The following is a 22319-nucleotide window of genomic DNA, read 5'->3' as shown; positions in this document are numbered from 1 at the left end:
GGTAATGTTTCAGATTTAGTGATACAATTTTTATTGGAGATTAATAATTTGATAATCAATAAAAAAATAGAAATAGTTATTAAAAAGGAGCGCAATATTGCGCTCCTTTTTATGTTATATAATGTCTTAAAACGAAGCAAATGATAAAAAATAAGACCTCATGTATCAGATTTAGTGATAACAAAATTTGTCCAAGTTGTAAATCAAAGAATATTGTAAAAAATGGGTTTACAGCTAATAAGAAACAACAATTCCTTTGTAAAGAATGTAAAAAGAGATTTATTGATTTTTATACTTACAAAGCATATAATCAATGGGTAAACAAAAGAATTGTAAAATTTACAAAAGAAGGATTAGGAATACGAAGTACAGCAAGAATATTAAAAATTTCGACCACCACCTTATTAAAAAGAATAATTTTAATTGCTAAAAAAATACCTAATCAACCCATTTTTAAATATAAAACGTATGAGGTAGATGAAATGAGGACTTTTATAGGAAATAAAGAAAAACCTGTTTGGATTGTATATGCATTAGAAAAACAAACAAAACAAGTTGTAAGCTTTAGCATTGGAAGGAGGACTAAAAGAACATTGCAATATGTTACCAATACATTATTGTTGTCTAATCCAAAAACTATTTACACAGATAAGTTGGTACATTATAAGTTACTATTAAAAGATGCTGTTCATAGTACAAGACCATTTGGAACAAATCATATAGAAAGAAGAAATCTTTCTATAAGAACTCATCTAAAACGATTAAACAGAAAAACAATCTGCTTTTCAAGAAGTTATATACTACTACAATGTATTTTAAGAATTTATTTTTGGGGTTAGAATTTTGTCAATCTTCAAATTAATTATTTACCCAAATTAGCAAACTACTAATATCTGCTCCATCAATGTTTTGAGAACTTATAAAATTTATTTTTTTATTTTTTATTCCAAATCTCAAAATAGTATCATCAATAATCAAACACGGGTTAAATCTATTGGCGATAAAGAAATAACCTAACTTATATTTTTTATTTTTTTGGGTAATTTCATTTTTGAGATTCTTGATTAAAGCATCTAATGTGAAACCATAATAATTGTATTCACAATTAAAATCGTCACTAAAAAGAGATCTGATTTCTGATTTATTAAATAAAATACATTCTATGAATCGTTTAATCAATAGTGTTTTTTCAATATCCTCATTTTCTGTGATTTTATTAATAGTACTAACTTGATGAAATACTTCAGCATATCGTTTTTTAAGTTCAAAATTAGTATGATCAAAAAGAACAGCACGTTTGTAGTGTACAACAGCCCATTCAATTGATGATATGTCATTTTTACTTAAATATCTCTCAGCTGATTGAATATACTTTTCTGATATTTCTTTATCTGTTTTCATAGATTAAATTGTAATTATCATTACATCAAAATAAATGCCATCATTTTGATTTATTTTCCAACCTTAAGTTTTCAATTATTAATAATTCTTCATATATTTCGTTCGATTTTTCACTTGTTATCTGTACTTTAACGGACAAATTGTATTTATTTACAGTTTGTCCGTTTTTTATTTCCCTCAATTCCCTATTATTTCTGATTAAAACATTAATTACTTCATTAACGGTAGTGGTTCGACATCCACTATTTCCGAATAATAGTTTTCCATTAAATAATGAACCCATCATGATTCTTTTGCCCTCATAGTCACTTTCAGCAAACAACGAATCCAAATTTACCAATAACTCAATGCCTGAACTTATGTATTCTTTTATTGAATCCTCACCACATTGTAAAGCTTCGATTTCCATGTTGATATTAATAAGCTCAGTATTGTATCTATCAATGATACTTTTATATCTGTCTGATGGTAATTCATTAGCCAATCTCATATCGTCAGCTTTGTCAAGTTGTTCCAATAAAACTTTTTTGCGCTCTATTTTAATTTTTAATTGACCTTTTCTGTCACCATTTATTTGTGATTCCGAATCTTTTAAAATATCCATGAAGAGTTCCTTTATGTTGTCATTGATTTGCAAATCTGTAAATAAACTTGCTACGTTGATATTGGCTTGTTCAGTCGATACACGAGTTTTGCATTTTTCTCGGCAATGATAATAGGCATATTTTTTACTTCTTCCAGTTGAAAGACTTCCAGTAATTTGTTTGCCACAAATTTCACAAATAAGAAAATCTCTTAACGGGAAATGTTTGTTTCTGCATGATTGATTTGAACCCTTAAACTTTTTTCCTCTGTACACTTCCTGAACTTTATTATACGTTTCCAAATCAATTAATGGTTCGTGTTTGCCATCCACAATCATTGCAGGCTCCTTTTTGTATTCAGGCACTTCAATTTTTCCAGCATATACAATATTTTTTAACAGTCTGTTGAATGAACTTTTTTCCAATTTCATTCCTTCATTTTGGAGCTTTCTTCTTGTAGTTTCTACAGATTCTATGTTCATCGCCACCATTTTGAAAGCTTTGGTAACGAAATGAGCATTTTCATTTGGTTTTAAAATCGAGCGTTTACCTTTCGACATTCCTCTTGATGACTTGTAACCATCTCTAAAGCTATCATATCCAAATGGAGCACGATTTGCATAATATCCTTCTCTTTTGGCTTGATATGTTCCACTCTTGGTTCGACTGGATATTTTATCTCTTTCAACTTCGCCAGCAGTTAAATAAATCGAAAGCACCATTTTGTTATCGCAGTTCGACATGTCAAGGTATTGTTCAGAGGCATTTAATTCAATACCCATTGAATCAAACAACCTCATCTCGGTCAGTGCCTGTTCAATATTCCTAGAGAATCTGTCCCATTTTGCAAAGAGTACCTTATCAACTATTTTCCTATTAGCTTTAGCGAAAGACCTCAACTCTTTCCATTGAGGTCTGCTAAAGTCTTTTGCCGAATGGTCTTCTCTGTATACCTTGACAATATTAAAACCCATTCCACCACAAAATCTCTTCAATGATTCTTCTTGATAGTTAAGGCTAAAACCTTCACTTTGTTCATCGGTAGAAACTCTTACATAGAGTAAAACATTTTTATTCATGGTACACTTTTTATAATTCATTTCCGAAATAAATAAGTATCTCAGACGCTTCTCCCCAAACTTCTATTTCATCTACATTATTGATTTCACCTTTTCTGAAGTCGAAGTCATTCGGATAATAATCGCTTGTAAAATTCATTCGTGGTGTTATTATATTAAATTTGAAATACTGCTTAAAATCTTTATCCATACTGAAATGAACTTTCACCTTAACCGTATCATCAAGTGGACTTTCGTCCTCTACAATTTTTTGTTTTATTCTTTTTAAAAAATTTTCTTTATTTTTTTCAAATTCTTCTTGTCCTATTTTTGTTAAACTTTTCGCCATTTTATTTTGTTTTTATAGTTTTATTATTAATTGTTTTGTGGCATACCTCAGCCAATTCATACAGTACATTACGAATCAGTTCAATTTCCTCATCATTAAAATGCACCCCATTTTTATTTAATTTTTTTTTACATTCGGTAATACTTAACACTTTGTTTCTCAGTCGTCATTTTCCTGTTTTTTATTTTGACGGTGGAATTTGTATCGTTATTTTTTGGTCGCAACTGGACACACCCAAATTATACTCATAATTTAATTTGGACAAATAATGTTTTTATACTCGATTCGTTAATGAAAAGAATACTTTGTCTGGACTTAAAAAAGCCTAACAATAAATTTTGTGTTTGCTGAAACCACTTTTAGAAAAACAAAGTGGAAAAAAATTATTATCGTCTAAACAGTTATACTGTCCCCATGCGGTTTTGGGTTTGATTAAAAAAAAGTAGGCTTGTTGCCATTTTTTGGCTTTCAAATAATCATAATGCAAATATACTATTAATTTTAACACACTACAACCTTTTTGTTAAATTACAAATTATAATTCAACCAAAACAACCTTATTCGCCTTATAATTCAATAAAAAAGTCGCAATTGCGACTTTTTATATTAAATAGAAAACCACGACAAATTTATTCTACTTTATTTTCTAAATCTGTAGCCAAAACTTGACCACTAAACATACCGCCCTTAAATGCTTCTTCATCATAAAATTCGTTTCCAGAAGCGTCCATTACAGTAAGTGCTAAATAATAATATACTTCATATTTATAGCAATATATTTCAGCGTAACCAATCTTACCATCATTAGAATTAAATTTTATGTATGTCGGTTTTTGTTTTTGGGTAGAACCATCTCTTTTTATAGCCTCAGGAAAGGTTGTGACTATTTTCCAAGTTCCAGAAAAAGCACCGTTGTTTGTTTTTGATTGTCCAAGTGTATTGCCCGATTCTTCATTTAATGCAGACATGTCCTCATCTTCTGTTGAGATGTAGGTGCCATCGCAATTTAATATAGTGGCTGATTTCGTGGTTGTGCCAAGTGGACTTGTTGTAGATTTCCAAAATTTTCTGCCACAAAAAAGCTCTTTTGAGTTACTTACCCAAGCCACTTTTTTATCGTCTTTACCACTACCAAAAGCTACAAGTAGAAATACTCCAGTTATCAATACAGAACTAATCAATTTTGATTTTTTTTTCATTTTTAAATTTATTAATATTAACACTAATTATAAAGGCGAAAACTCCAAAAAATAGGTCTATTGGGTCATAGGTGCCTTCAAATATCTTCATTGCCTGTGCAACCTCTATCAAACAACCAAATAGTAAAGGGATTAAAAGCCAATATTTCGCTTCATTTATTTGGTCTTTCCATATTATTAAGAAAAATGACGTAAATGAATAAACCCACAATCCATCAGGTAAAGAATTTATAAACCATTTAGGTAAAACCTCTTTACATGGATACACTAAAGCCCTAATTTTATTTACAGAATGTGAAAACCCTATCTTGTCAATCCAATCAAAGAAACGGAGTGTTTTACTTCTAAAACAGATATAAATTAACCCGCCAATTATAAGAGGTTTTATTACATGAACCAAATAAGGTCGCAATTTCTCGGTCATACTTAAATTATCACAAAGCAAACATTATCAATAAGTTCTTTTTAAGTGAAATTATTAAATTATTTATACAAAAATATAAAAAATTCTATTATATAGTGTACTTTAATTTAGAGTACCACAAAAAAGGCAGAATTAAGAGATTTGAAAAATGAAAAATTCAGCCGAAAATACTAAAGAACCAGAGTATGAAGCTATTGCTTCACGCTTAAAAGAACTTCGAAAAGAAAAGGGTTATTCTAACTACGAACACATAGCGTTTGAGCTTGGAATGAGTCGGTCTGCTTATTGGAGACTCGAGTCAGGAGTTAACTTTGAACTTAAAACTTTAGTAAAAATCTGTAAACTTCTAAACATTACTTTGGAAGATTTTTTTAAAGGGATTGATGTGCCAACAAAAAAGCAATTATAAGAAAGTGATAATGTGAGTAAAATTTCTTGATAGTGAAGAAGTTGTGTATAATTAAATCAAAATCATCCTTATAACCAAATTGTTATGTTTTAAATTTGCTTAAAAACAGAAACAATGATTCGAGTATATTTAGATTGGAATGTGTTTAGCAGACTGGAACATAATGATGAGGTTTATAAAAGACTTACTGAGGTATTGGCTGATGAATCAAAATATATCTTGCCTTATTCTCCCGCACATCTTAAGGACTTATATCGTAGCTACAAGAAAGTAGGCATGGAAGGAATTGAAGGGCATCTCGAGAAAATTCAAAAATATTCCAAGTCGCTATTCATTGTCTATATAATCAAGCACGTTTTGGAATTCCAATTTCTGGATTCAAAGGAATCAATGAGACAACATGTCGAAGCATATGATGAGCACGAAAATTTTGACTTTAATGTTGATAGAATGATGGAAGCATTAGAGCCATTCTCATCGATGTTAGATTCTTTGTTTAAAATTCAATTACCAAATTTAACTGCGAAGCAAACGGATGATGAAGAAGTTAATAAGCAAATTACAAATACGAGAAGCTCAGAACTAGTGAAGCATCTTATGGGAACGGAAGAAACGATTTCCATGAAAGACATGATGCAGAACCTCATGACGATGTCCAGCACCTTGTACGAAGATGATAGCTATTCCGAATGGCGTGATGGATTTCAACAGGATATAAAAGTTAGTGGTAGAATCAAAGATAAAAGATTCAATCCTATTGAAACATTAAACGAAAATGCTCAAAAATTACAGAAAAAGGACTTTATGGAACTTTTTGAGAGTATGCTTATTGGAGAGGATAAAAAGAGTCTTTTTAACAAAATAATTGCTCTGGTTAGACAACTGGACTTTCACGGGTTTTACCCTGACAAGATTGAGGAAGGTCATCATTTAGATAACATTGAAACAGACTACGAACATATTGCCTATGCTACAAGTTGTGATATTTTCATTGTGAATGATAAAAACACTAAAGCAAAGGCGACTCTTGCCTACGAGCTTCTGGAATTAAATGTTCGTGTAGTTACTCCAAAAGAATATGTGGAGTTTATTGAGAAAAATTCAGCAGAAATTGAAAACGGTCAGCATTTGATTGATTATCTATTTTGGATTCCAACCACAGAGCCTACTTTGGAAATCAATGGTAGGAATGCTCATTACATTCCATCATTTGTTTTAAATTATTTTAACATGGCTTCTTACCCAATCGATAATCCAAAATCGATTATATTACAAAAGATGGATACTCCGAACCGTGTTGGAATTTTTGTAAAAGAAATTGAAGCTATTAAAGAAAAACTCATTTCATTTTATGGGTCGGAACTTAAGGAATTAGGTAATATCGGTGAAGACGAATATCTAATCGCTTGGTTAACAAACGAATTGGTCTTAATCAAACTTCAACTTTCTGCAGGTAATTTCACCCTCGAAGTATCCCAATGTAAGAAAATGACACGCAATGAAAAATTCATTGCAAACGCAAAATCTATAATTGGTAAATTATCTCAAAAAATTAGATTAAGGTAAGATTGTATAAAAATAAACTATGCTTGAAAATAGCACATTATTTTTAGCTAATATCCTGGTTTTTAGGTGTATATTTTTGCTAGTCTAAAAATATACACTATATTTGTCATGTAATTAAAATATAAGCCATGGCAAAAGTAAAATACATCAGAGTTTCAACCGAAGAGCAAAACACTGGTCGTCAAGAAGTGAACGCTAAAGAATTTTCGAAAATCTATATCGATAAAACGTCAGGTTCAATCCAATTTGTCGAACGTAAAGAAGCTAAGAGGCTTTTATCCGACATCGAAGCTGGTATCGTTAACGAAATCCACATTTCATCAATAGACAGATTAGGTCGTAACATCATAGATATATTAACTATGGTCGAATACTTCAATCAAAAATCAATCAGGCTTTTTGTGGAAAATATCGGAATGTTTTCACTTATTAACGGAAAACCAAATCCGACCTTCAAAATGATAGTTTCAGTTTTGGGAAATGTAGCCGAAATGGAACGCTATAATATGCTAGAACGCCAACGTCAGGGAATCGAACTTGCAAAAGCTAAAGGGATGTATAAAGGTCGTCTTTACGGCTCTAGAATGAGTAATGATGAGATTCTGACAAAATATAAATCAGTCGTTCGTGAATTAAAGGACGGACAATCATTAAGAAGAGCTGCAAAACTAGGCGGATGTAGTCTAGGAACGGCACAAAAAATCCAACGTCTTATAACTTCAAAATAACATAAAAAAGGTCGGATATTTTCCGACCTTTTTTTTTGAAACAATTCACGAACTCCATAGATGGAATCCGATTTTTTGAAACAATAAACCTTGTTTTTTTTAAATCAAGGTATGCAAAATGTTGCTAATGAAGGTACAAATGGGAACAATAAATAACTCAAAAAAAATATAATTTTTTTGAAGGCATATCCATAGCCCCTATTCTTATTCGCCTAAAAAAGGTAATAATGAGGCGGGTAACGAAACCAAAATTTAAAAAAATATTTCTATAGGGGGGACTACCCAAGTTGTTCTATTCGCTTACGGATTTGTTCAATCTCCAAACTTAACTGAAGTTTTCTTAACTGTTTTTGCATTACCTGTTTTTTCATAGGGTCATGTTCAACGGAAATTTGAGTTTGTTTTATTTTTATTTTATCTTCTGTAGTTGTTAATTTTTCCATTTTCTTCATTTTTTAATGTTGTTATCTGATTTCCGTCTTTTGTTATATATTCTTTCCAACCTTCTAGGTTAAAAATCATGCTTTCATGGTAACTAATTCTACTAAATCCTAGTTTAAAAAAATCAAGTAATTTTTTCTTATTTGAACATTTTACGAAGCAATGTAAATGGTTCTGGTTATTACTCTTCTTTTGTTCTATAACATAATTAAGCTCTAAAGAATCATCATTCATTTGTTCGTAAACGAATCTCATCACTACAGCAATATCTGATTTTGTGTAATTCGCACACGGGTCAACGCTAAGAGCATAATATTTATTCTTTCTAATTCGCTGAGGTTTGAACTTTGGGACTAACAAATGGTGTACTTGCCATTCGTGATTCCTATTTTTGTATAGCGTAGCTTCACTACACTCATCAGTTAATTTGCTTATTATTCTTCTAACATTTCTAGCACTAATATTATATTTTAGGCTAATTTCTTTTACTGTTAAGTATTCATTTTGTTGCATTTTAAGTTCTTATTTAACGCATCATATCCATTAGGGCATCGATTAAATGCCGAGCAAAGGATATGTTATTTAAATATAAATATGTGGGAATTTCATAAAAGTTCCATCGGACATAAAATATTTGATATAAGTATAACAAACCTCAACTAGATTGTAAATAGTTGAGGTTGCAATTAAAAAAATATGGAGTGTTATAAGGTTTTAATACTGTTTGTCTTTAGTCAACATTCTGTAAGCAAGGGAAAGCTTCTTTAAATCTTCTACAAAATGGTTCGACAAATCAACCTTTAAGGGTACTAAACCTCTCATTACTGAGAGGTTTTTTTTGTTCCATCAAACAAATTATCAGCAAACTTTTTCAAAACAAAAGATAAAGTTTTATCTTTGAGAACTATAAAAAAGAAAAAGATGAAAAAGCAATTAATTTTAGCAATTATAATAGGTTCAGTGTTATTTGTTTCTTGTAAAAAGGATGAAGAGGTTAAATCAGTTGAAGAAACACAACAACAAACCCAACCTTTTTCTGGTGAAGCTTGGTTAAAACAACGTGTTGGTAATCAAGGTCAAGTTCAACAACAACAAACTCAACAAACAACTCAAGCACAAACTCAAACGGCTTCTGGAATGAACCCTCCTCATGGTCAACCAGGCCATCGTTGTGAAATTCCTGTTGGAGCACCTTTAAATTCAAAACCAGCAGAAAAGAAACAGCCTCAAACAACAACTCAAGTAGTTAATCAAAAAACAGAGGAGAAACCAGTAATGAAAATTAATTCTGGTAGCGGTTCAACAACTATAGAAGGTACAACTACGCTTCCTGGCATGAACCCACCACACGGACAAGAAGGGCATCGTTGTGATGTGGCAGTTGGCGCGCCTTTGCCTAAGCAGTAAAGAAATATTTTAGTGAATAAATTAGTGTAGTAGTTTTTTATTTACCGTTCCAGAAGCTATCCAGGAAGAAATTAATCCGAGTATTACAATAGTCATAATTACAATTACCAAGTTTTGCCACTCAAAAAGAACAGGATAAGGCATAGTAGGTGTTATCATAATAAATGAAAAATGTTGTTGAAGTAGAATTATTCCTATTGCTAATCCTAAACCAATAATTAACCCAAATAAGGTAATAATAATTCCTTGCGTAAAAAATATAGTACGAATTGATGTTTGTGTAACTCCAATATTGTATAAAGTCTTAAGGTTGTCTCTTTTGTCAATAATAATCATTACAATAGCTCCTGCAAGGCAAAATAAGGTAAGGATTACTACTAATGTGCTGAATAAATAAATGAATAAGTTTTCAGATTGTAGCATTTTGTAAAGCGAGTCATTAAGTTGTGCTCTGTTTTTAATTTTGATAGCCTTGCCAAAAATAGAAGTTAGTTCTTCTCTGACTTGACTTTCGTTGGCGGTTGGCTTCAATTTGATTTCTAGATTGGTAATTTCTTTGTTTTTCAAGCCTAAAAAGTTTTGAGCTAAATCAATAGAGCAAAAAACATATTTACCGTCTAATTCCTCATTTATAGAATAAATTCCAGATGGAAATAATAAAACTTTATTAAAAGCTTCATTCGGATTTTCAATATTTCCTTTTCCTGGTTTTGGAGCATAAGCTTCCAAGCCATTATTGTAATCAAATAATCCTAAGCCTAATTTTCTACTAATATCAGCCCCAACAACTACGTTTTCAGAATTATTTTCAAACCATTCTCCAGCATATAAATGATTGTTAAAATCAGTTACTTGTATAAATTGATTGTCAACTCCTTTTATATGCGCCACCAATTCTTTGTTGTTATACATAAAGTAAACACGCTCTTCAATGATTTTGCTGTAAGAAGAAATATGATTGCTTTTTTTAAGTAATTCTTCTTGTTTTGGATTAACCAAAAAAGTTTTACCTGCACTAGTTTCAATTCTTAAATCTGGGTCTGAAGCATTAGCAAAATTTAAACTAAATTCTTTCAAACCACTAAAAACTGATAAGAAAACAAAAAGCGCCATTGTGCTAGCTATAATTCCAACAGAAGCAATTCCAGTGATGATGTTAATTGCTTTGTTTTTACTGAAACTTACAGCATATCGCTTGGCTATGTAAAAGGAAAGGTTCAAATTACGATTTCTTTCTTTTTTCTAATAAATCTGGATTCTCAATAGGATTTTCATCACCAGTTAAGGCTTTGTCAATTTTCTCGATGTAATCTAAACTGTCATCGATATAGAAAATCAAATTCGGAACTTTTCGCAATTGATTTTTTACACGTTGTGCCAAATCATGTTTAATTAGCGGAGCATTACTTTTAACCGCAGCTAAAATCTCTGGCGCTTTATCTGTAGGAAATATACTTAAATGTACTTTTGCAATCGATAAATCAGAAGTTACATTTACTTTTGAAACCGAAATTATTAAGTTATTGATGTTATTTTTACGGATTTCACCTTGCAAAATCGAAACCAAGTCGTTTTGTAAAAGTGCTCCTATTTTTTTTTGTCTATTTGTTTCCATGATGCAAAAATACATAAAATTTCATCAAGGCGTATTCTTTTAAGTTTATATATAAAAGTCTTTAAAAAATCATTCGTTGTTTTTTGTTAACTTTGTTCGTACTTAAAATCATGAAATTAAATGAGAAAAATTGAACATATAGGTATTGCGGTAAAGAGTTTAGAAGTGTCTAATGCTTTGTTTGAAAAATTATTTGGACAACCACCATATAAGGAAGAAGAAGTGGCTAGTGAAGGAGTTAAAACTTCTTTTTTTATGAATGGGCCAAATAAAATAGAATTGTTAGAGGCAACTAATCCAGAAAGCCCAATAGCTAAATTTTTAGAAAAAAAAGGAGAAGGAATCCATCACATCGCTTTTGACGTAAATGACATTAATGAAGAAGTTATTCGATTAAAAAAAGAAGGTTTTGTGGTTTTGAATGAGATTCCTAAGAAAGGTGCTGATAATAAATTGGTTGTGTTTTTACATCCAAAAGGAACCAATGGTGTGTTAGTAGAGCTTTGTCAAGAAATAAAATAAAGTTTTAAAAAAGATTTGCGTGCCATAAAAATTAGTCTTAATATTGCAACTTCAATACTGGTCCTATAGCTCAGTTGGTTAGAGCACCTGACTCATAATCAGGTGGTCCCTGGTTCGAGCCCAGGTGGGACCACTTTTATTGTTTTAGATTAAGGAAGAGAATACTTACAAATAACAAATTTTAAGTTTTTTTTAAGTTTTTTTCTCAAAATAACTTGTAAAGTATAAAAATATTTATATTTTCGTATTTTATAATGAGTTTGTGTTACAGAATATTAACTTATTATTAAATAATTTCTTTTATTAGTAAGAGAATGATATAAATTATACTTTTGCGCCCAATGAGAACAATTATGAATAAGATTATAACTATTTTAGTAGTACTTTTTAGTATTCAAGGTGTTTTTGCAGCAGATCCAACACCACCGCCGCCAACGCCACCACCGCCACCAGGTTTGCCTATTGATGGAGGATTAGTAATACTATTCTTTCTAGCATTAGTTTCGGGTTATTATTTATCTAAGAAATATATATCTATAAAAAAAGGCTCTTTGTAAGAGCCTTTTTTATTTTCTTAATTCATTCAATCGACTTACATATTTTCCAATTACATCGAATTCTAAGTTTACTTTTGTGCCAATTTTAAAAGTATTAAAATTTGTATGTTCGTAAGTGTAAGGTATTATTGCAACACTAAAAGTGTTTAATCCAGAATTGACTACGGTTAAACTTGTTCCGTTCACCGTAATAGAACCTTTTTCAATAGTAATGTTGTTTAAAGACGCATCGTATTCAAACGTAAAAACCCAACTTCCATTTGCTTCCTTAATGTTGGTACAAGTTCCAGTTTGGTCAACATGTCCTTGAACAATGTGTCCGTCAAGTCTATCGCCAAGTTTCATAGCGCGTTCTAAATTTACAACATCACCCACGCTCCAAATTCCAATAGATGTTTTATCAATTGTTTCTTTAATAGCGGTTACCGTGTAATTTTTATTTTCAATTTTTACAACGGTTAAACAAATGCCATTATGAGCTACGCTTTGGTCAATTTTTAATTCATGTGTAATTTCAGATTCTACCGTTAAGTGCAGATTTTCCTGATCTTTTTCGATTTCTTTTATAATTCCTAGGGTTTCTATAATTCCGGTAAACATAACTGATTTAATTTTACTAAATTTGCACATCAAAAGTAAGCAATAAATAACATTTGTCATGGTTAAAAAAGCAGAAAATATAATTGTTGGAATTTCGATTGGAGATTTAAATGGTATTGGAAGCGAGGTTATTTTAAAAACATTTGAAGATACTCGAATGTTAGAATTGTGTACGCCTGTAATTTTTGCGAATGTAAAAATCGTTTCTTTTTTAAAGAAAGAATTAAAGTTAGATGTCGCTATTCATGGAATTGATAAACTAGAGCAATTAGTTGTTGGAAAAATCAATGTATTGAATGTTTGGCGAGAAGGTGTAAATTTAGAATTCGGAAAAAATGATGATGTAGTAGGAAGTTATGCTATAAAATCTTTTGTAGCAGCTACTAAAGCACTGAAAGAAGGATTGGTTGATGTTTTGGTAACAGCACCTATTAATAAGTATAATATTCAATCAGAAGAGTTCAAATTCCCGGGGCATACCGATTATTTGGATAAAGAGTTAGAAGGCGATGCTTTAATGTTGATGGTTCACGATGATTTACGTGTTGGGTTATTAACCGATCACGTTCCAGTGAATGAAGTAGCGAAACATTTGAATGAAAAATTAATTTTGAGTAAAATTAAAACCATCATTCAAACGTTGAAGCAAGATTTTGAAATTGAAAAACCAAAAGTAGCTGTTTTAGGATTGAATCCACATTCGGGCGATAATGGTGTGATTGGTCAAGAAGAAGAAAAAATTATAAAACCAGCATTAAAGAAATTATTTGAAGCCGGGAATATGGTTTTCGGACCTTTTTCAGCGGATGGATTTTTTGGTTCGGCACAATATGAAAAATACGATGCGGTTATTGCAACCTATCATGATCAAGGATTGATTCCTTTCAAAACGTTGTCGTTTGGTAACGGAGTAAATTACACAGCAGGGTTAAATAAAATTAGAACTTCTCCCGATCACGGAACTGCATATGAAATTGCAGGTAAAGGAGTGGCTAATCACGAGTCATTTAAAGAGGCGGTTTATTTAGCAATTGATATTTTTAACAAAAGAAATGACTATCAAGAGCTGATTAAAAACCCTTTAAAAACAAAAGAAAAACAGTTATAAACAAAAAAATGTTCACAACTGGTTTGAATTTATAAATATTTTATATCTTTGCACACCTTTTAAAAAGGTAAAACTGTTGTTATGAATGATTTAAAAGAATATTTAATACCATTCGTGGGATTAAAAATAGGGAAGCATCAGTTTGATTATCAAATAGATAATACGTTCTTTAAGAGCTTTGGTTATGACGAATATAATAACGTTTCGGTCAAAGTAGAGATTGTTTTAGAGAAGAAAAGCACCATGCTTGAACTCGATTTTAAGCACAAAGGAACAGTAAATGTACCTTGCGATGTGTCTGGAGAAGAGTTTGATTTGCCAATTAAAGGAAAATTAAAACTTTTAGTAAAGTTTGGAGATGCCTTTAATGATGATAATGAGGAGTTGCTCATTTTGCCTCATGGTGAATTTCAAGTAAATGTAGCACAGTATATTTATGAGTCAATCATATTATCAGTGCCGTTACGAAGAGTACATCCAGGTGTTAAAGACGGTTCTTTAACGGATGTAATTGAAAAACTGGAATCGCTTTCTCCAAAAGAAAACAAAAAAGAAGAACAACAAAATAATGATATTGACCCTAGATGGGAGAATTTAAAAAAACTATTAACGGATAAATAAAATAGAACAATGGCACATCCTAAGAGAAGACAGTCGTCTACAAGAAGAGATAAAAGAAGAACACATTACAAAGCGACAGTTGCTCAAATCGCAACATGTCCAATAACTGGTGAAGCACACTTATACCACAGAGCTTACTGGCATGAAGGTAAAATGTACTACAGAGGTCAAGTTGTAATTGATAAAAATGAAGCAGTAGCTTAATTGCATCAGAGAAAAAATAGAGAAAACTCTCACATTGTGAGAGTTTTTTTGTTAAGTACCTATTTCGTTTATAATTAATAAAAACGAATAGGATTCGTTTGAAATTTTTTTTGTAATTTCCACCACTTTTTGAACCTTAAAAATTCAGAAGGAAAAATTAATCGAAGATGAATAAAATAACAGCAGCAATTACGGCAGTAGGTTCTTATGTTCCCGACTTTGTTCTGTCGAATCAAGTATTGGAAACATTAGTAGATACTAATGACGAATGGATTACCACTCGTACCGGAATTAAAGAAAGAAGATTGTTAAAAGAAGAAGGCCAAGGTACTTCTTTCATGGCAATTAAAGCCGCTCAAAACTTATTAGAGAAAGCCAATTTAGATCCTAAAGATATCGATTTAGTGATTATGGCAACGGCAACACCAGATATGCCAGTAGCTTCAACTGGAGTTTATGTAGCTACACAAATTGGAGCAACAAATGCTTTTGCATTTGATTTACAAGCCGCTTGTTCGAGTTTCCTTTACGGAATGTCTGCAGCATCAGCTTATATTGCATCTGGAAAATATAAAAAAGTACTATTAATTGGTGCCGATAAAATGTCATCAATTATTGATTATACAGACAGAGCTACTTGTATCATCTTTGGTGATGGAGCAGGAGCCGTATTGTTTGAACCAAATACAGAAGGATTAGGTCTTCAAGATGAAATTCTAAAAAGTGATGGAATCGGGAGAGAATTCTTAAAAATTGAAGCGGGTGGTTCTATTTTACCTCCTTCAGAAGAAACCGTTAAAAACAAACAACATTTTGTTTTCCAAGACGGAAAAACGGTTTTCAAATACGCAGTTTCTGGAATGGCTGATGTGAGTGAGAAAATCATGCAACGAAACAATTTATCTCACGACGATATCAATTGGTTAGTAGCGCATCAAGCAAACAGAAGAATTATCGATGCTACTGCAAATCGTATGGAGTTAGACGAATCTAAAGTTCTAATTAACATTCAAAAATACGGAAATACCACTTCGGCAACCCTACCTTTATTATTATCAGATTTCGAAAACCAATTGAAAAAAGGAGATAACATTATCTTTGCAGCTTTTGGTGGCGGATTCACATGGGGTGCTATCTATTTAAAATGGGCTTACACTAAATAAAAACAAACTAAACTAAATCAAATATTATGGATATTAGAGAGATTCAAAACCTAATCAAATTTGTAGCCAAATCGGGCGCTACAGAAGTTAAATTAGAAATGGACGATTTTAAAATCACCATAAAAACAACTACTGAAGGAACAGAAAGTACTACTACTTATGTACAACAAATGCCAATGCAAGCAGCGCCTCAAATGGCAGCTCCTCAAGCAGTAGCAGCTCCAGTGGTTACTGATGCTCCAGCAGCTCCAGCAGCTGATGATAGCGCAAAATACATTACAGTAAAATCACCAATTATTGGTACTTTCTATAGAAAACCAGCTCCAGACAAACCAATGTTTGTTGAAGTAGGTTCAACTATCGGAAAAGGAGATGTTCTTTGTGTGATTGAAGCAATGAAATTATTCAACGAAATCGAATCAGAAGTTTCAGGAAAAATCGTGAAAATTTTAGTAGATGATTCTTCTCCAGTTGAATTTGATCAACCTTTATTCTTAGTTGATCCATCTTAATAAAGTTAGAAGTTAGAAGTTGGAAGTTAGAAGTTTTCTTTCTTCATAATTGTCTAATTGACACATTGTCTAATTATCTAATTAAAAAAACATGTTTAAAAAAATATTAATTGCCAATAGAGGGGAAATTGCACTTCGTGTAATTAGAACTTGTAGAGAAATGGGCATCAAAACGGTTGCAGTTTATTCTACAGCAGACGCAGATAGTTTGCACGTAAAATTTGCTGATGAAGCGGTTTGTATTGGGCCACCTCCAAGTAATTTATCCTACTTAAAAATGTCAAACATTATAGCTGCTGCAGAAATTACAAATGCAGATGCTATCCATCCAGGATACGGATTCTTATCTGAAAATTCTAAATTTTCTAAAATTTGTCAAGAGCACGGAATCAAATTCATCGGAGCTTCTCCAGAAATGATTGACCGTATGGGAGACAAAGCATCAGCAAAATCAACTATGATTGAAGCAGGTGTGCCATGTGTGCCAGGTTCGGTAGGGATTTTAGATTCGTACGAACAAGCGGAAAAATTAGCGGATGAATTTGGCTACCCAGTAATGCTTAAAGCAACTGCTGGTGGTGGTGGAAAAGGAATGCGTGCTGTTTGGAAAAAAGAAGATTTATTAAAAGCATGGGAAGGTGCTCGTCAAGAGTCGGCTGCTGCTTTTGGTAATGATGGCATGTACTTAGAAAAATTAATCGAAGAACCTCGCCATATTGAAATTCAAGTAGTAGGTGATTCTTACGGAAAAGCTTGTCACTTATCAGAAAGAGATTGTTCAGTGCAACGTCGTCACCAAAAATTGACTGAGGAAACTCCTTCACCTTTTATGACAGACGAATTACGTGAAGCAATGGGTAATGCAGCGGTTAAAGCAGCAGAATTCATTAAGTACGAAGGAGCTGGAACAGTAGAATTCTTAGTTGACAAACACAGAAACTTCTACTTCATGGAAATGAATACACGTATCCAGGTAGAACATCCTATTACAGAACAAGTAATTGATTACGATTTAATTCGTGAGCAAATTATGGTAGCGGCTGGAATTCCAATTTCAGGGAAAAACTACTATCCACAATTACACTCAATAGAATGTCGTATTAACGCTGAAGACCCTTATAACGACTTCCGCCCTTCTCCAGGTAAAATTACAGTTTTACACGCGCCAGGAGGACATGGAGTACGTTTAGATACACACGTTTACGCTGGATATACAATTCCGCCAAATTATGATTCTATGATTGCTAAGTTGATTACGACGGCTCAATCGAGAGAAGAGGCTATCAATAAAATGAAGCGTGCTTTAGATGAGTTCGTAATCGAAGGAATCAAAACTACCATTCCATTCCACAGACAATTAATGGACGAACCAGATTATGTGGCTGGAAATTACACTACAAAATTCATGGAATCTTTTGTAATGAAAGACCCTCAAGAATAAAAACTAAAAAAGCGATTTCAATTTGAAATCGCTTTTTTTATGTTTGTTACTTTTAATTTCTAAAGATTAGTTTTAAGTTTTTTTTCTTCAATAATTAATTTATTGAAAAACAAGAATAGCCAAAAGTGCACAAAATCAAATCCAAACATAAAATTGTCATCAATATTAAATGAGTCTAAATCGAATATGATGTTATAAAATATTGCGGTAAATCTTGTTGATAAATCACCATCGTCAATTATAAAGAAAGAAATATCTGGTCCAAGTAAAAACTTATACGAAAGCCCTAAAAACACAAATGTAAAAGCTTGAATTAAATTTGTTAATGAAAGAAAATACAAAGAAGGTATTGGTATTCGATTAAGATAAACAGATGAAATGGCTATAACATTTAATAAACTGAAAGTAAAGAAAAACAAGGTGTTAAATTTAAAATCAAATTCTAAAAACACACTTATAATACTAGGAATTAAACAGATTAGATTAACTATTATGTAATAGATTATTATGTATTTTTTCATTTTCGATTTTCATTTTTTTAGTTGAATCTTCTTAAATTTGAATTCAGATTTTTATCCTAAACTTTTAATTAATTTCTCAATCTCTATTTTCTGATTTTCATATTTCAATCGCAACGGATTGGCTTCTTTTTCTGAGCGATCGTAATACACCATCGCTTTTTCAGCAAAAAACTTTTGATGATAAGTAGACGCTTTCGGAATCAAAGGAAATTCTTTGTGGAACAACATTTCGTAATAGGCTTGCCATTCGCGCTCGTTTTTGTCTTGCATAGCAACTTCAGGCGCTTTTTGTTTTACGTGCATCATTTCATGAGCCAATAAATTCAACATCAAAACCAACGGAAATTCAAATGTATTTTCTGGAATTCGTATAATTTGTGTGCCTCCAATTTCACCTTCGGCAGTCATTAAAATAAAATCGGGTTTTGCAGCTTCTCTAAATTCAAAACCAGCAAAATTTGGGTGTTCTAATTCATATACTTTTAAAAGCCATAGCGCTGCCTCTTTCGTTAAGCTATGCTTATGAAAGGTTTTTATGGTGAATTCTATGTCTTGGAATTGCATCATTTTCAAGGTCAAAAATCAAATTCAAGAACAAGAACAATTTGAAAATTGAACTTGCTCTTGTCCTTGAACTTTTAAAGCGTTTCTTTCAACCAACCAAAAAATTCTTTTTGCCAAACTAATGCATTTTGTGGTTTTAATACCCAATGATTTTCATCAGGGAACAACAAGAATTTACTTTTAATTCCTTTTAATTGTGCTGCTTGGAAGGCTTCTTGTCCTTGTCCAATTGGCACACGGTAATCTTTTCCGCCTTGGATAATTAATATTGGCGTGTTCCAGTTGTTGATCAACTTAATTGGATTGAATTCGTTATAGGTTTTTTGTGCTGTAGCATTGTCTTTTTCCCAATAAGCGCCACCTGAATCCCAATTCGTAAAGAATACTTCTTCTGTAGTTCCGTACATACTTTCTGTATTGAAAATACCACAGTGCGAAATGAAGGTTTTGAAACGATTTTTGTGAATTCCAGCTAATTGAAACACAGAATATCCGCCATAACTCGCACCCACAGCACCTAAACGAGTTTTATCTACATACGACTCTTTCGCAACATCATCAATTGCAGCTAAATAATCATCCATAACTTGTCCGCCCCAATCACCTGAAATTTGTTCGTTCCAAGCGGTTCCGTGTCCTGGCATTCCTCTACGATTTGGTGCCACAATTACATAACCTTGAGAAGCCATTAATTGGAAATTCCAACGGAAAGAATACGATTGTGTTAACGCACTTTGTGGTCCGCCTTGACAGTATAAAAGCGCTGGATATTTTTTAGTTTTATCGAAATTTGGAGGTAAAATTACCCAAACCAACATTTTTTTACCATCAGTAGTTGTAACCCAACGTTTTTCTGTTTTACAAGAACTGATTTTAGCGTAAGCTTCTTCATTAACTTTGGTAATTTGTTTCCAAGTTTTTTTAGCTAAATCATACGAATAAACTTCTGGAGCATGATTCATATCGTTTCTAGTTACTAAAACCGAAGTTCCTGAAAAACCAACAATTGCATTTACATCAAAATCGCCATCGGTTAATTGAGTTACTCGAACTGCAATTTTTGTTAAACCAGGAAAGTTTACTTCAAAAAGTTGTTTTGTTCCTTTGATTGGAGCTATGAAATATACTTTTTTCCCATCTTTACTCCAAGTGAAACTATCTACGGTTCCGTCCCAACCTGCTGTCAAATTAATATCTAAACCTTTATGACGAACAATAATATCGTTTTTGTCTGCTTCAAAACCATCGCGTTTCATTTGCAACCAAGACAAATCGCCTTGTTGAGAAAAAGTTGGATGTGTATCGTAACCCAAATTACCCTCGGTAAGGTTTTTTGTGATTTTTGTTGCTAAATCATATTCATATAAATCGGTGTTGGTGCTGGTTGCATAAGCTGTTCCGGCTTTCTTTTTACAAACGTAGATGATTTTTGTTCCATCTGGAGACCAAATGTAGTCTTCATCACCACCAAAAGGTTTTTGAGGCGCATCAAAAGGTTCGTTCGGCATAATATCAATTCCAACGGCATCTTTTTTGTTTTCCGAATAAAAAACGTGGTTGTGTGTTCCATCGTTCCAAGTGTCCCAATGACGATAATCTAAACCAGTATAAACTTGAGCGGTAGTTTTTGATAATTCTGGATAAATATCTTTCCCTAATAACTTTTCTACTTTTATTTCTTTCGAAAATAAAAGGTTTTTTCCATCAGGAGAAACATTTTTATCTGCCAACAATGATTTATAATCTTCCACCAAAGTAGCATTTCCACCTTGAACCGGAATAGTGTAATATTTAGAATTGATTTTATTTTCTTCCACAGAAGGAGTTCCTACTTTATAAACTAAAAGTTTTCCATCTTTTGAGATCCCTAAAGGTGTTACTCTTCCTAATTGCCATAAGGTTTCTGGAGTTAGGTTTTGCTGTGCTAATGTACTCATGCTTATCATGCTGAAAATGAGAAAAATGTAATTTTTCATATCTGTTATTTTTAAAACGAAGCTAAATGTAGCAATTTTTTCAAAAAATATACCTATTTTCACAATCTTAAAAGCAAACTTGATAATGAAAAAATTAGCACTACACTGGCAAATATTACTTGGAATGGTTTTTGGAGTTTTATTCGCTTTTATATTGATTCAATTTACTTGGGGAAAAGACGTTATTGTTGATTGGGTAAAACCATTCGGAACCATTTTTATTAATTTATTGAAATTGATTGCTGTTCCCTTGATTTTAGCTTCATTAATTAAAGGAATTTCCGACTTAAAAGATATTTCGAAATTATCTAAAATGGGTGGAAGAACCATTGGTTTATATATTTTAACAACGGTTTTAGCAGTTTCAATTGGTTTGGTAATCGTAAACATCATCAAGCCGGGAAGTTATATTTCGGAACAAACACGAACAGAATTAGTTGCAAGTTATACAGCTGATGCCAATTCAAAAATTGAAGCAGCAAACAAACAAAGTGAAGTTGGACCATTACAATCATTAATTGATATTGTTCCTGATAATATTATTAAAGCTTCTGCTGATAACGGAAATATGTTGCAAGTGATTTTCTTTGCGGTTATTTTCGGAATTGCAATGATTTTACTTCCTGAAGATAAATCAAAACCCGTTAAAGACTTTTTTGATAGTTTCAATGAAATTATCTTAAAAATGATTGACTTAATTATGCTGTTTTCACCGTTTGGAGTTTTCGCCTTATTAGCCGCAATTGTTGCCGAATCACCAAGTTTAGATTTATTCAAAGCACTTGGAATGTATGGTTTAACAGTTATTATAGGTCTAATCTTAGTAATGTGTATTTACTTAGTTTTAGTTAAAGTATTTGCCAAAAAAAGTCCAAGATTCTTTATTGACGGAATTTCACCAGCACAATTATTAGCTTTTTCTACTAGTTCAAGTGCAGCTACTTTACCAGTTACAATGGAAAGAACAGTTGATAATTTAGGCGTTGATGATGAAGTAGCAAGTTTTGTTTTGCCTATTGGTGCTACCATTAATATGGATGGAACCAGTTTGTATCAAGCCGTTGCGGCTGTTTTTATTGCACAATCTTTTGGTATGGATTTATCTTTAGCTACTCAATTAGGAATTATTGTTACAGCAACTTTAGCTTCTATTGGAAGTGCTGCTGTTCCTGGTGCTGGAATGGTAATGTTGGTTATCGTATTGGCACAAGCTGGAATTCCTGAAGCAGGTTTGGCCTTGATTTTTGCCATCGACCGACCTTTGGATATGTGTAGAACTACTGTAAACGTTACAGGTGATGCAGCGGTTTCTATGATTGTAGCAAAATCTGTAAATAAATTGGCATAGC

Annotated in this window: 27 protein-coding genes and 1 tRNA gene; 15 read left to right on the top strand and 13 right to left on the bottom strand. The window is 32.1% G+C overall.

Annotation, left to right across the window (positions count from 1 at the left end; translation table 11 throughout):
- Positions 1-140 precede the first annotated feature (140 nt).
- Positions 141-839 carry an IS1 family transposase gene (locus B2741_RS12870; protein WP_291139666.1) on the top strand — a complete coding sequence of 233 codons (699 nt, stop codon included), beginning with the start codon at positions 141-143 and terminating at the stop codon, positions 837-839.
- Positions 840-858: 19 nt separating this feature from the next.
- Here B2741_RS12870 and B2741_RS12865 read toward each other — a convergent pair whose 3' ends face one another.
- From B2741_RS12865 to B2741_RS12845, 5 genes are all read right to left on the bottom strand, one after another.
- Positions 859-1401: a hypothetical protein gene (locus B2741_RS12865; protein ID WP_291139663.1), complete on the bottom strand. Its 543-nt coding sequence runs from the start codon at positions 1399-1401 to the stop codon at positions 859-861.
- A 40-nt stretch (positions 1402-1441) separates the two neighbouring features.
- Positions 1442-3064: a recombinase family protein gene (locus tag B2741_RS12860; RefSeq protein ID WP_291139660.1), complete on the bottom strand. Its 1623-nt coding sequence runs from the start codon at positions 3062-3064 to the stop codon at positions 1442-1444.
- A gap of 10 nt (positions 3065-3074) precedes the next feature.
- Positions 3075-3392: a hypothetical protein gene (locus tag B2741_RS12855; protein ID WP_291139657.1), complete on the bottom strand. Its 318-nt coding sequence runs from the start codon at positions 3390-3392 to the stop codon at positions 3075-3077.
- A gap of 629 nt (positions 3393-4021) precedes the next feature.
- On the bottom strand, positions 4022-4591 hold the full coding sequence (locus B2741_RS12850; RefSeq protein WP_291139654.1) for a hypothetical protein: 570 nt from the start codon (positions 4589-4591) through the stop codon (positions 4022-4024).
- A complete protein-coding gene (locus tag B2741_RS12845) occupies positions 4566-5015 on the bottom strand; it encodes a hypothetical protein (RefSeq protein WP_291139651.1) in 450 nt (149 codons plus the stop codon). Before B2741_RS12845 ends, B2741_RS12850 begins: the two co-directional genes overlap by 26 nt.
- Before the next feature lie 148 nt (positions 5016-5163).
- On the opposite strand from B2741_RS12845, the gene B2741_RS12840 reads away from it, so the two are divergent.
- The 3 genes from B2741_RS12840 (at position 5164) to B2741_RS12830 (ending at position 7718) form a co-directional block, all read left to right on the top strand.
- Positions 5164-5424, top strand: a complete 261-nt coding sequence (locus B2741_RS12840) for a helix-turn-helix domain-containing protein (RefSeq protein ID WP_291139648.1) — start codon at positions 5164-5166, stop codon at positions 5422-5424.
- A 114-nt stretch (positions 5425-5538) separates the two neighbouring features.
- Positions 5539-6990 carry a hypothetical protein gene (locus B2741_RS12835; RefSeq protein ID WP_291139645.1) on the top strand — a complete coding sequence of 484 codons (1452 nt, stop codon included), beginning with the start codon at positions 5539-5541 and terminating at the stop codon, positions 6988-6990.
- 128 nt (positions 6991-7118) lie between these two features.
- Entirely contained in the window at positions 7119-7718 is a 600-nt protein-coding gene (locus B2741_RS12830) for a recombinase family protein (RefSeq protein WP_291139642.1), read from the top strand.
- Positions 7719-7996: 278 nt separating this feature from the next.
- On the opposite strand, the gene B2741_RS12825 is transcribed toward B2741_RS12830, so the two are convergent.
- Positions 7997-8161, bottom strand: coding sequence for a hypothetical protein (locus B2741_RS12825; RefSeq protein ID WP_291139639.1), 165 nt, complete (start codon positions 8159-8161; stop codon positions 7997-7999).
- Entirely contained in the window at positions 8133-8672 is a 540-nt protein-coding gene (locus tag B2741_RS12820; RefSeq protein WP_291139636.1) for a hypothetical protein, read from the bottom strand. Before B2741_RS12820 ends, B2741_RS12825 begins: the two co-directional genes overlap by 29 nt.
- 408 nt (positions 8673-9080) lie before the next feature.
- On the opposite strand from B2741_RS12820, the gene B2741_RS12815 reads away from it, so the two are divergent.
- Entirely contained in the window at positions 9081-9566 is a 486-nt protein-coding gene (locus tag B2741_RS12815) for a hypothetical protein (RefSeq protein WP_291139633.1), read from the top strand.
- Between the two features lie 21 nt (positions 9567-9587).
- On the opposite strand, the gene B2741_RS12810 is transcribed toward B2741_RS12815, so the two are convergent.
- The gene (locus tag B2741_RS12810) at positions 9588-10787 is read right to left on the bottom strand and encodes an ABC transporter permease (protein WP_291139630.1); all 1200 of its coding nucleotides are present in this window, start codon (positions 10785-10787) and stop codon (positions 9588-9590) included.
- A gap of 1 nt (position 10788) precedes the next feature.
- Entirely contained in the window at positions 10789-11181 is a 393-nt protein-coding gene (rbfA, locus tag B2741_RS12805) for a 30S ribosome-binding factor RbfA (RefSeq protein ID WP_291139627.1), read from the bottom strand.
- Positions 11182-11301: 120 nt separating this feature from the next.
- On the opposite strand from rbfA, the gene mce reads away from it, so the two are divergent.
- The 3 genes from mce to B2741_RS12790 all read left to right on the top strand — a co-directional run bounded on the left by mce (position 11302) and on the right by B2741_RS12790 (position 12260).
- Positions 11302-11703 carry a methylmalonyl-CoA epimerase gene (gene mce, locus B2741_RS12800; RefSeq protein ID WP_291139624.1) on the top strand — a complete coding sequence of 134 codons (402 nt, stop codon included), beginning with the start codon at positions 11302-11304 and terminating at the stop codon, positions 11701-11703.
- A gap of 59 nt (positions 11704-11762) precedes the next feature.
- Positions 11763-11836, top strand: a tRNA-Ile gene (locus tag B2741_RS12795).
- Between the two features lie 220 nt (positions 11837-12056).
- Positions 12057-12260, top strand: coding sequence for a hypothetical protein (locus B2741_RS12790; protein WP_291139621.1), 204 nt, complete (start codon positions 12057-12059; stop codon positions 12258-12260).
- A 9-nt stretch (positions 12261-12269) separates the two neighbouring features.
- Here B2741_RS12790 and B2741_RS12785 read toward each other — a convergent pair whose 3' ends face one another.
- Positions 12270-12860 carry a riboflavin synthase gene (locus B2741_RS12785; RefSeq protein WP_291139618.1) on the bottom strand — a complete coding sequence of 197 codons (591 nt, stop codon included), beginning with the start codon at positions 12858-12860 and terminating at the stop codon, positions 12270-12272.
- A gap of 58 nt (positions 12861-12918) precedes the next feature.
- On the opposite strand from B2741_RS12785, the gene pdxA reads away from it, so the two are divergent.
- From pdxA to accC, 6 genes are all read left to right on the top strand, one after another.
- Positions 12919-13968, top strand: coding sequence for a 4-hydroxythreonine-4-phosphate dehydrogenase PdxA (gene pdxA, locus B2741_RS12780; protein WP_291139615.1), 1050 nt, complete (start codon positions 12919-12921; stop codon positions 13966-13968).
- A gap of 81 nt (positions 13969-14049) precedes the next feature.
- On the top strand, positions 14050-14589 hold the full coding sequence (locus B2741_RS12775; RefSeq protein WP_291139612.1) for a YceD family protein: 540 nt from the start codon (positions 14050-14052) through the stop codon (positions 14587-14589).
- Between the two features lie 9 nt (positions 14590-14598).
- The gene (gene rpmF / locus B2741_RS12770; protein WP_008255033.1) at positions 14599-14793 is read left to right on the top strand and encodes a 50S ribosomal protein L32; all 195 of its coding nucleotides are present in this window, start codon (positions 14599-14601) and stop codon (positions 14791-14793) included.
- A gap of 167 nt (positions 14794-14960) precedes the next feature.
- A complete protein-coding gene (locus tag B2741_RS12765; protein ID WP_133609362.1) occupies positions 14961-15956 on the top strand; it encodes a beta-ketoacyl-ACP synthase III in 996 nt (331 codons plus the stop codon).
- Positions 15957-15982: 26 nt separating this feature from the next.
- The gene (gene accB / locus B2741_RS12760) at positions 15983-16468 is read left to right on the top strand and encodes an acetyl-CoA carboxylase biotin carboxyl carrier protein (protein WP_291139608.1); all 486 of its coding nucleotides are present in this window, start codon (positions 15983-15985) and stop codon (positions 16466-16468) included.
- Positions 16469-16559: 91 nt separating this feature from the next.
- Positions 16560-17909: an acetyl-CoA carboxylase biotin carboxylase subunit gene (gene accC / locus B2741_RS12755; RefSeq protein WP_291139605.1), complete on the top strand. Its 1350-nt coding sequence runs from the start codon at positions 16560-16562 to the stop codon at positions 17907-17909.
- A gap of 59 nt (positions 17910-17968) precedes the next feature.
- Here accC and B2741_RS12750 read toward each other — a convergent pair whose 3' ends face one another.
- From B2741_RS12750 to B2741_RS12740, 3 genes are all read right to left on the bottom strand, one after another.
- Positions 17969-18430, bottom strand: a complete 462-nt coding sequence (locus tag B2741_RS12750; protein WP_291139602.1) for a hypothetical protein — start codon at positions 18428-18430, stop codon at positions 17969-17971.
- A 51-nt stretch (positions 18431-18481) separates the two neighbouring features.
- On the bottom strand, positions 18482-18997 hold the full coding sequence (locus tag B2741_RS12745) for a hypothetical protein (protein WP_349680411.1): 516 nt from the start codon (positions 18995-18997) through the stop codon (positions 18482-18484).
- Positions 18998-19068: 71 nt separating this feature from the next.
- A complete protein-coding gene (locus tag B2741_RS12740) occupies positions 19069-20970 on the bottom strand; it encodes a S9 family peptidase (RefSeq protein WP_291139599.1) in 1902 nt (633 codons plus the stop codon).
- 85 nt (positions 20971-21055) lie between these two features.
- Between B2741_RS12740 and B2741_RS12735 the strand changes: the two genes are divergently transcribed.
- Positions 21056-22318, top strand: a complete 1263-nt coding sequence (locus tag B2741_RS12735) for a dicarboxylate/amino acid:cation symporter (RefSeq protein WP_291139596.1) — start codon at positions 21056-21058, stop codon at positions 22316-22318.
- Position 22319: the final 1 nt, after the last annotated feature.

It is taken from the genome of Flavobacterium sp. UBA7663, from assembly GCF_002483315.1.
Lineage (GTDB): Bacteria > Bacteroidota > Bacteroidia > Flavobacteriales > Flavobacteriaceae > Flavobacterium.
The sequence above is the reverse complement of the archived record's forward strand: the minus strand, read 5'-3'. Positions and strand labels throughout refer to the sequence as shown.

Coding starts and splice junctions, on each gene's coding strand:
- B2741_RS12870 (WP_291139666.1), top strand. CDS start 141: ATGATAAAAAATAAGACCTCATGTATCAGATTTAGTGATAACAAAATT.
- B2741_RS12865 (WP_291139663.1), bottom strand. CDS start 1,401: ATGAAAACAGATAAAGAAATATCAGAAAAGTATATTCAATCAGCTGAG.
- B2741_RS12860 (WP_291139660.1), bottom strand. CDS start 3,064: ATGAATAAAAATGTTTTACTCTATGTAAGAGTTTCTACCGATGAACAA.
- B2741_RS12855 (WP_291139657.1), bottom strand. CDS start 3,392: ATGGCGAAAAGTTTAACAAAAATAGGACAAGAAGAATTTGAAAAAAAT.
- B2741_RS12850 (WP_291139654.1), bottom strand. CDS start 4,591: ATGAAAAAAAAATCAAAATTGATTAGTTCTGTATTGATAACTGGAGTA.
- B2741_RS12845 (WP_291139651.1), bottom strand. CDS start 5,015: ATGACCGAGAAATTGCGACCTTATTTGGTTCATGTAATAAAACCTCTT.
- B2741_RS12840 (WP_291139648.1), top strand. CDS start 5,164: ATGAAAAATTCAGCCGAAAATACTAAAGAACCAGAGTATGAAGCTATT.
- B2741_RS12835 (WP_291139645.1), top strand. CDS start 5,539: ATGATTCGAGTATATTTAGATTGGAATGTGTTTAGCAGACTGGAACAT.
- B2741_RS12830 (WP_291139642.1), top strand. CDS start 7,119: ATGGCAAAAGTAAAATACATCAGAGTTTCAACCGAAGAGCAAAACACT.
- B2741_RS12825 (WP_291139639.1), bottom strand. CDS start 8,161: ATGGAAAAATTAACAACTACAGAAGATAAAATAAAAATAAAACAAACT.
- B2741_RS12820 (WP_291139636.1), bottom strand. CDS start 8,672: ATGCAACAAAATGAATACTTAACAGTAAAAGAAATTAGCCTAAAATAT.
- B2741_RS12815 (WP_291139633.1), top strand. CDS start 9,081: ATGAAAAAGCAATTAATTTTAGCAATTATAATAGGTTCAGTGTTATTT.
- rbfA (WP_291139627.1), bottom strand. CDS start 11,181: ATGGAAACAAATAGACAAAAAAAAATAGGAGCACTTTTACAAAACGAC.
- mce (WP_291139624.1), top strand. CDS start 11,302: ATGAGAAAAATTGAACATATAGGTATTGCGGTAAAGAGTTTAGAAGTG.
- B2741_RS12790 (WP_291139621.1), top strand. CDS start 12,057: ATGAATAAGATTATAACTATTTTAGTAGTACTTTTTAGTATTCAAGGT.
- B2741_RS12785 (WP_291139618.1), bottom strand. CDS start 12,860: ATGTTTACCGGAATTATAGAAACCCTAGGAATTATAAAAGAAATCGAA.
- pdxA (WP_291139615.1), top strand. CDS start 12,919: ATGGTTAAAAAAGCAGAAAATATAATTGTTGGAATTTCGATTGGAGAT.
- B2741_RS12775 (WP_291139612.1), top strand. CDS start 14,050: ATGAATGATTTAAAAGAATATTTAATACCATTCGTGGGATTAAAAATA.
- rpmF (WP_008255033.1), top strand. CDS start 14,599: ATGGCACATCCTAAGAGAAGACAGTCGTCTACAAGAAGAGATAAAAGA.
- B2741_RS12765 (WP_133609362.1), top strand. CDS start 14,961: ATGAATAAAATAACAGCAGCAATTACGGCAGTAGGTTCTTATGTTCCC.
- accB (WP_291139608.1), top strand. CDS start 15,983: ATGGATATTAGAGAGATTCAAAACCTAATCAAATTTGTAGCCAAATCG.
- accC (WP_291139605.1), top strand. CDS start 16,560: ATGTTTAAAAAAATATTAATTGCCAATAGAGGGGAAATTGCACTTCGT.
- B2741_RS12750 (WP_291139602.1), bottom strand. CDS start 18,430: ATGAAAAAATACATAATAATCTATTACATAATAGTTAATCTAATCTGT.
- B2741_RS12745 (WP_349680411.1), bottom strand. CDS start 18,997: ATGATGCAATTCCAAGACATAGAATTCACCATAAAAACCTTTCATAAG.
- B2741_RS12740 (WP_291139599.1), bottom strand. CDS start 20,970: ATGAAAAATTACATTTTTCTCATTTTCAGCATGATAAGCATGAGTACA.
- B2741_RS12735 (WP_291139596.1), top strand. CDS start 21,056: ATGAAAAAATTAGCACTACACTGGCAAATATTACTTGGAATGGTTTTT.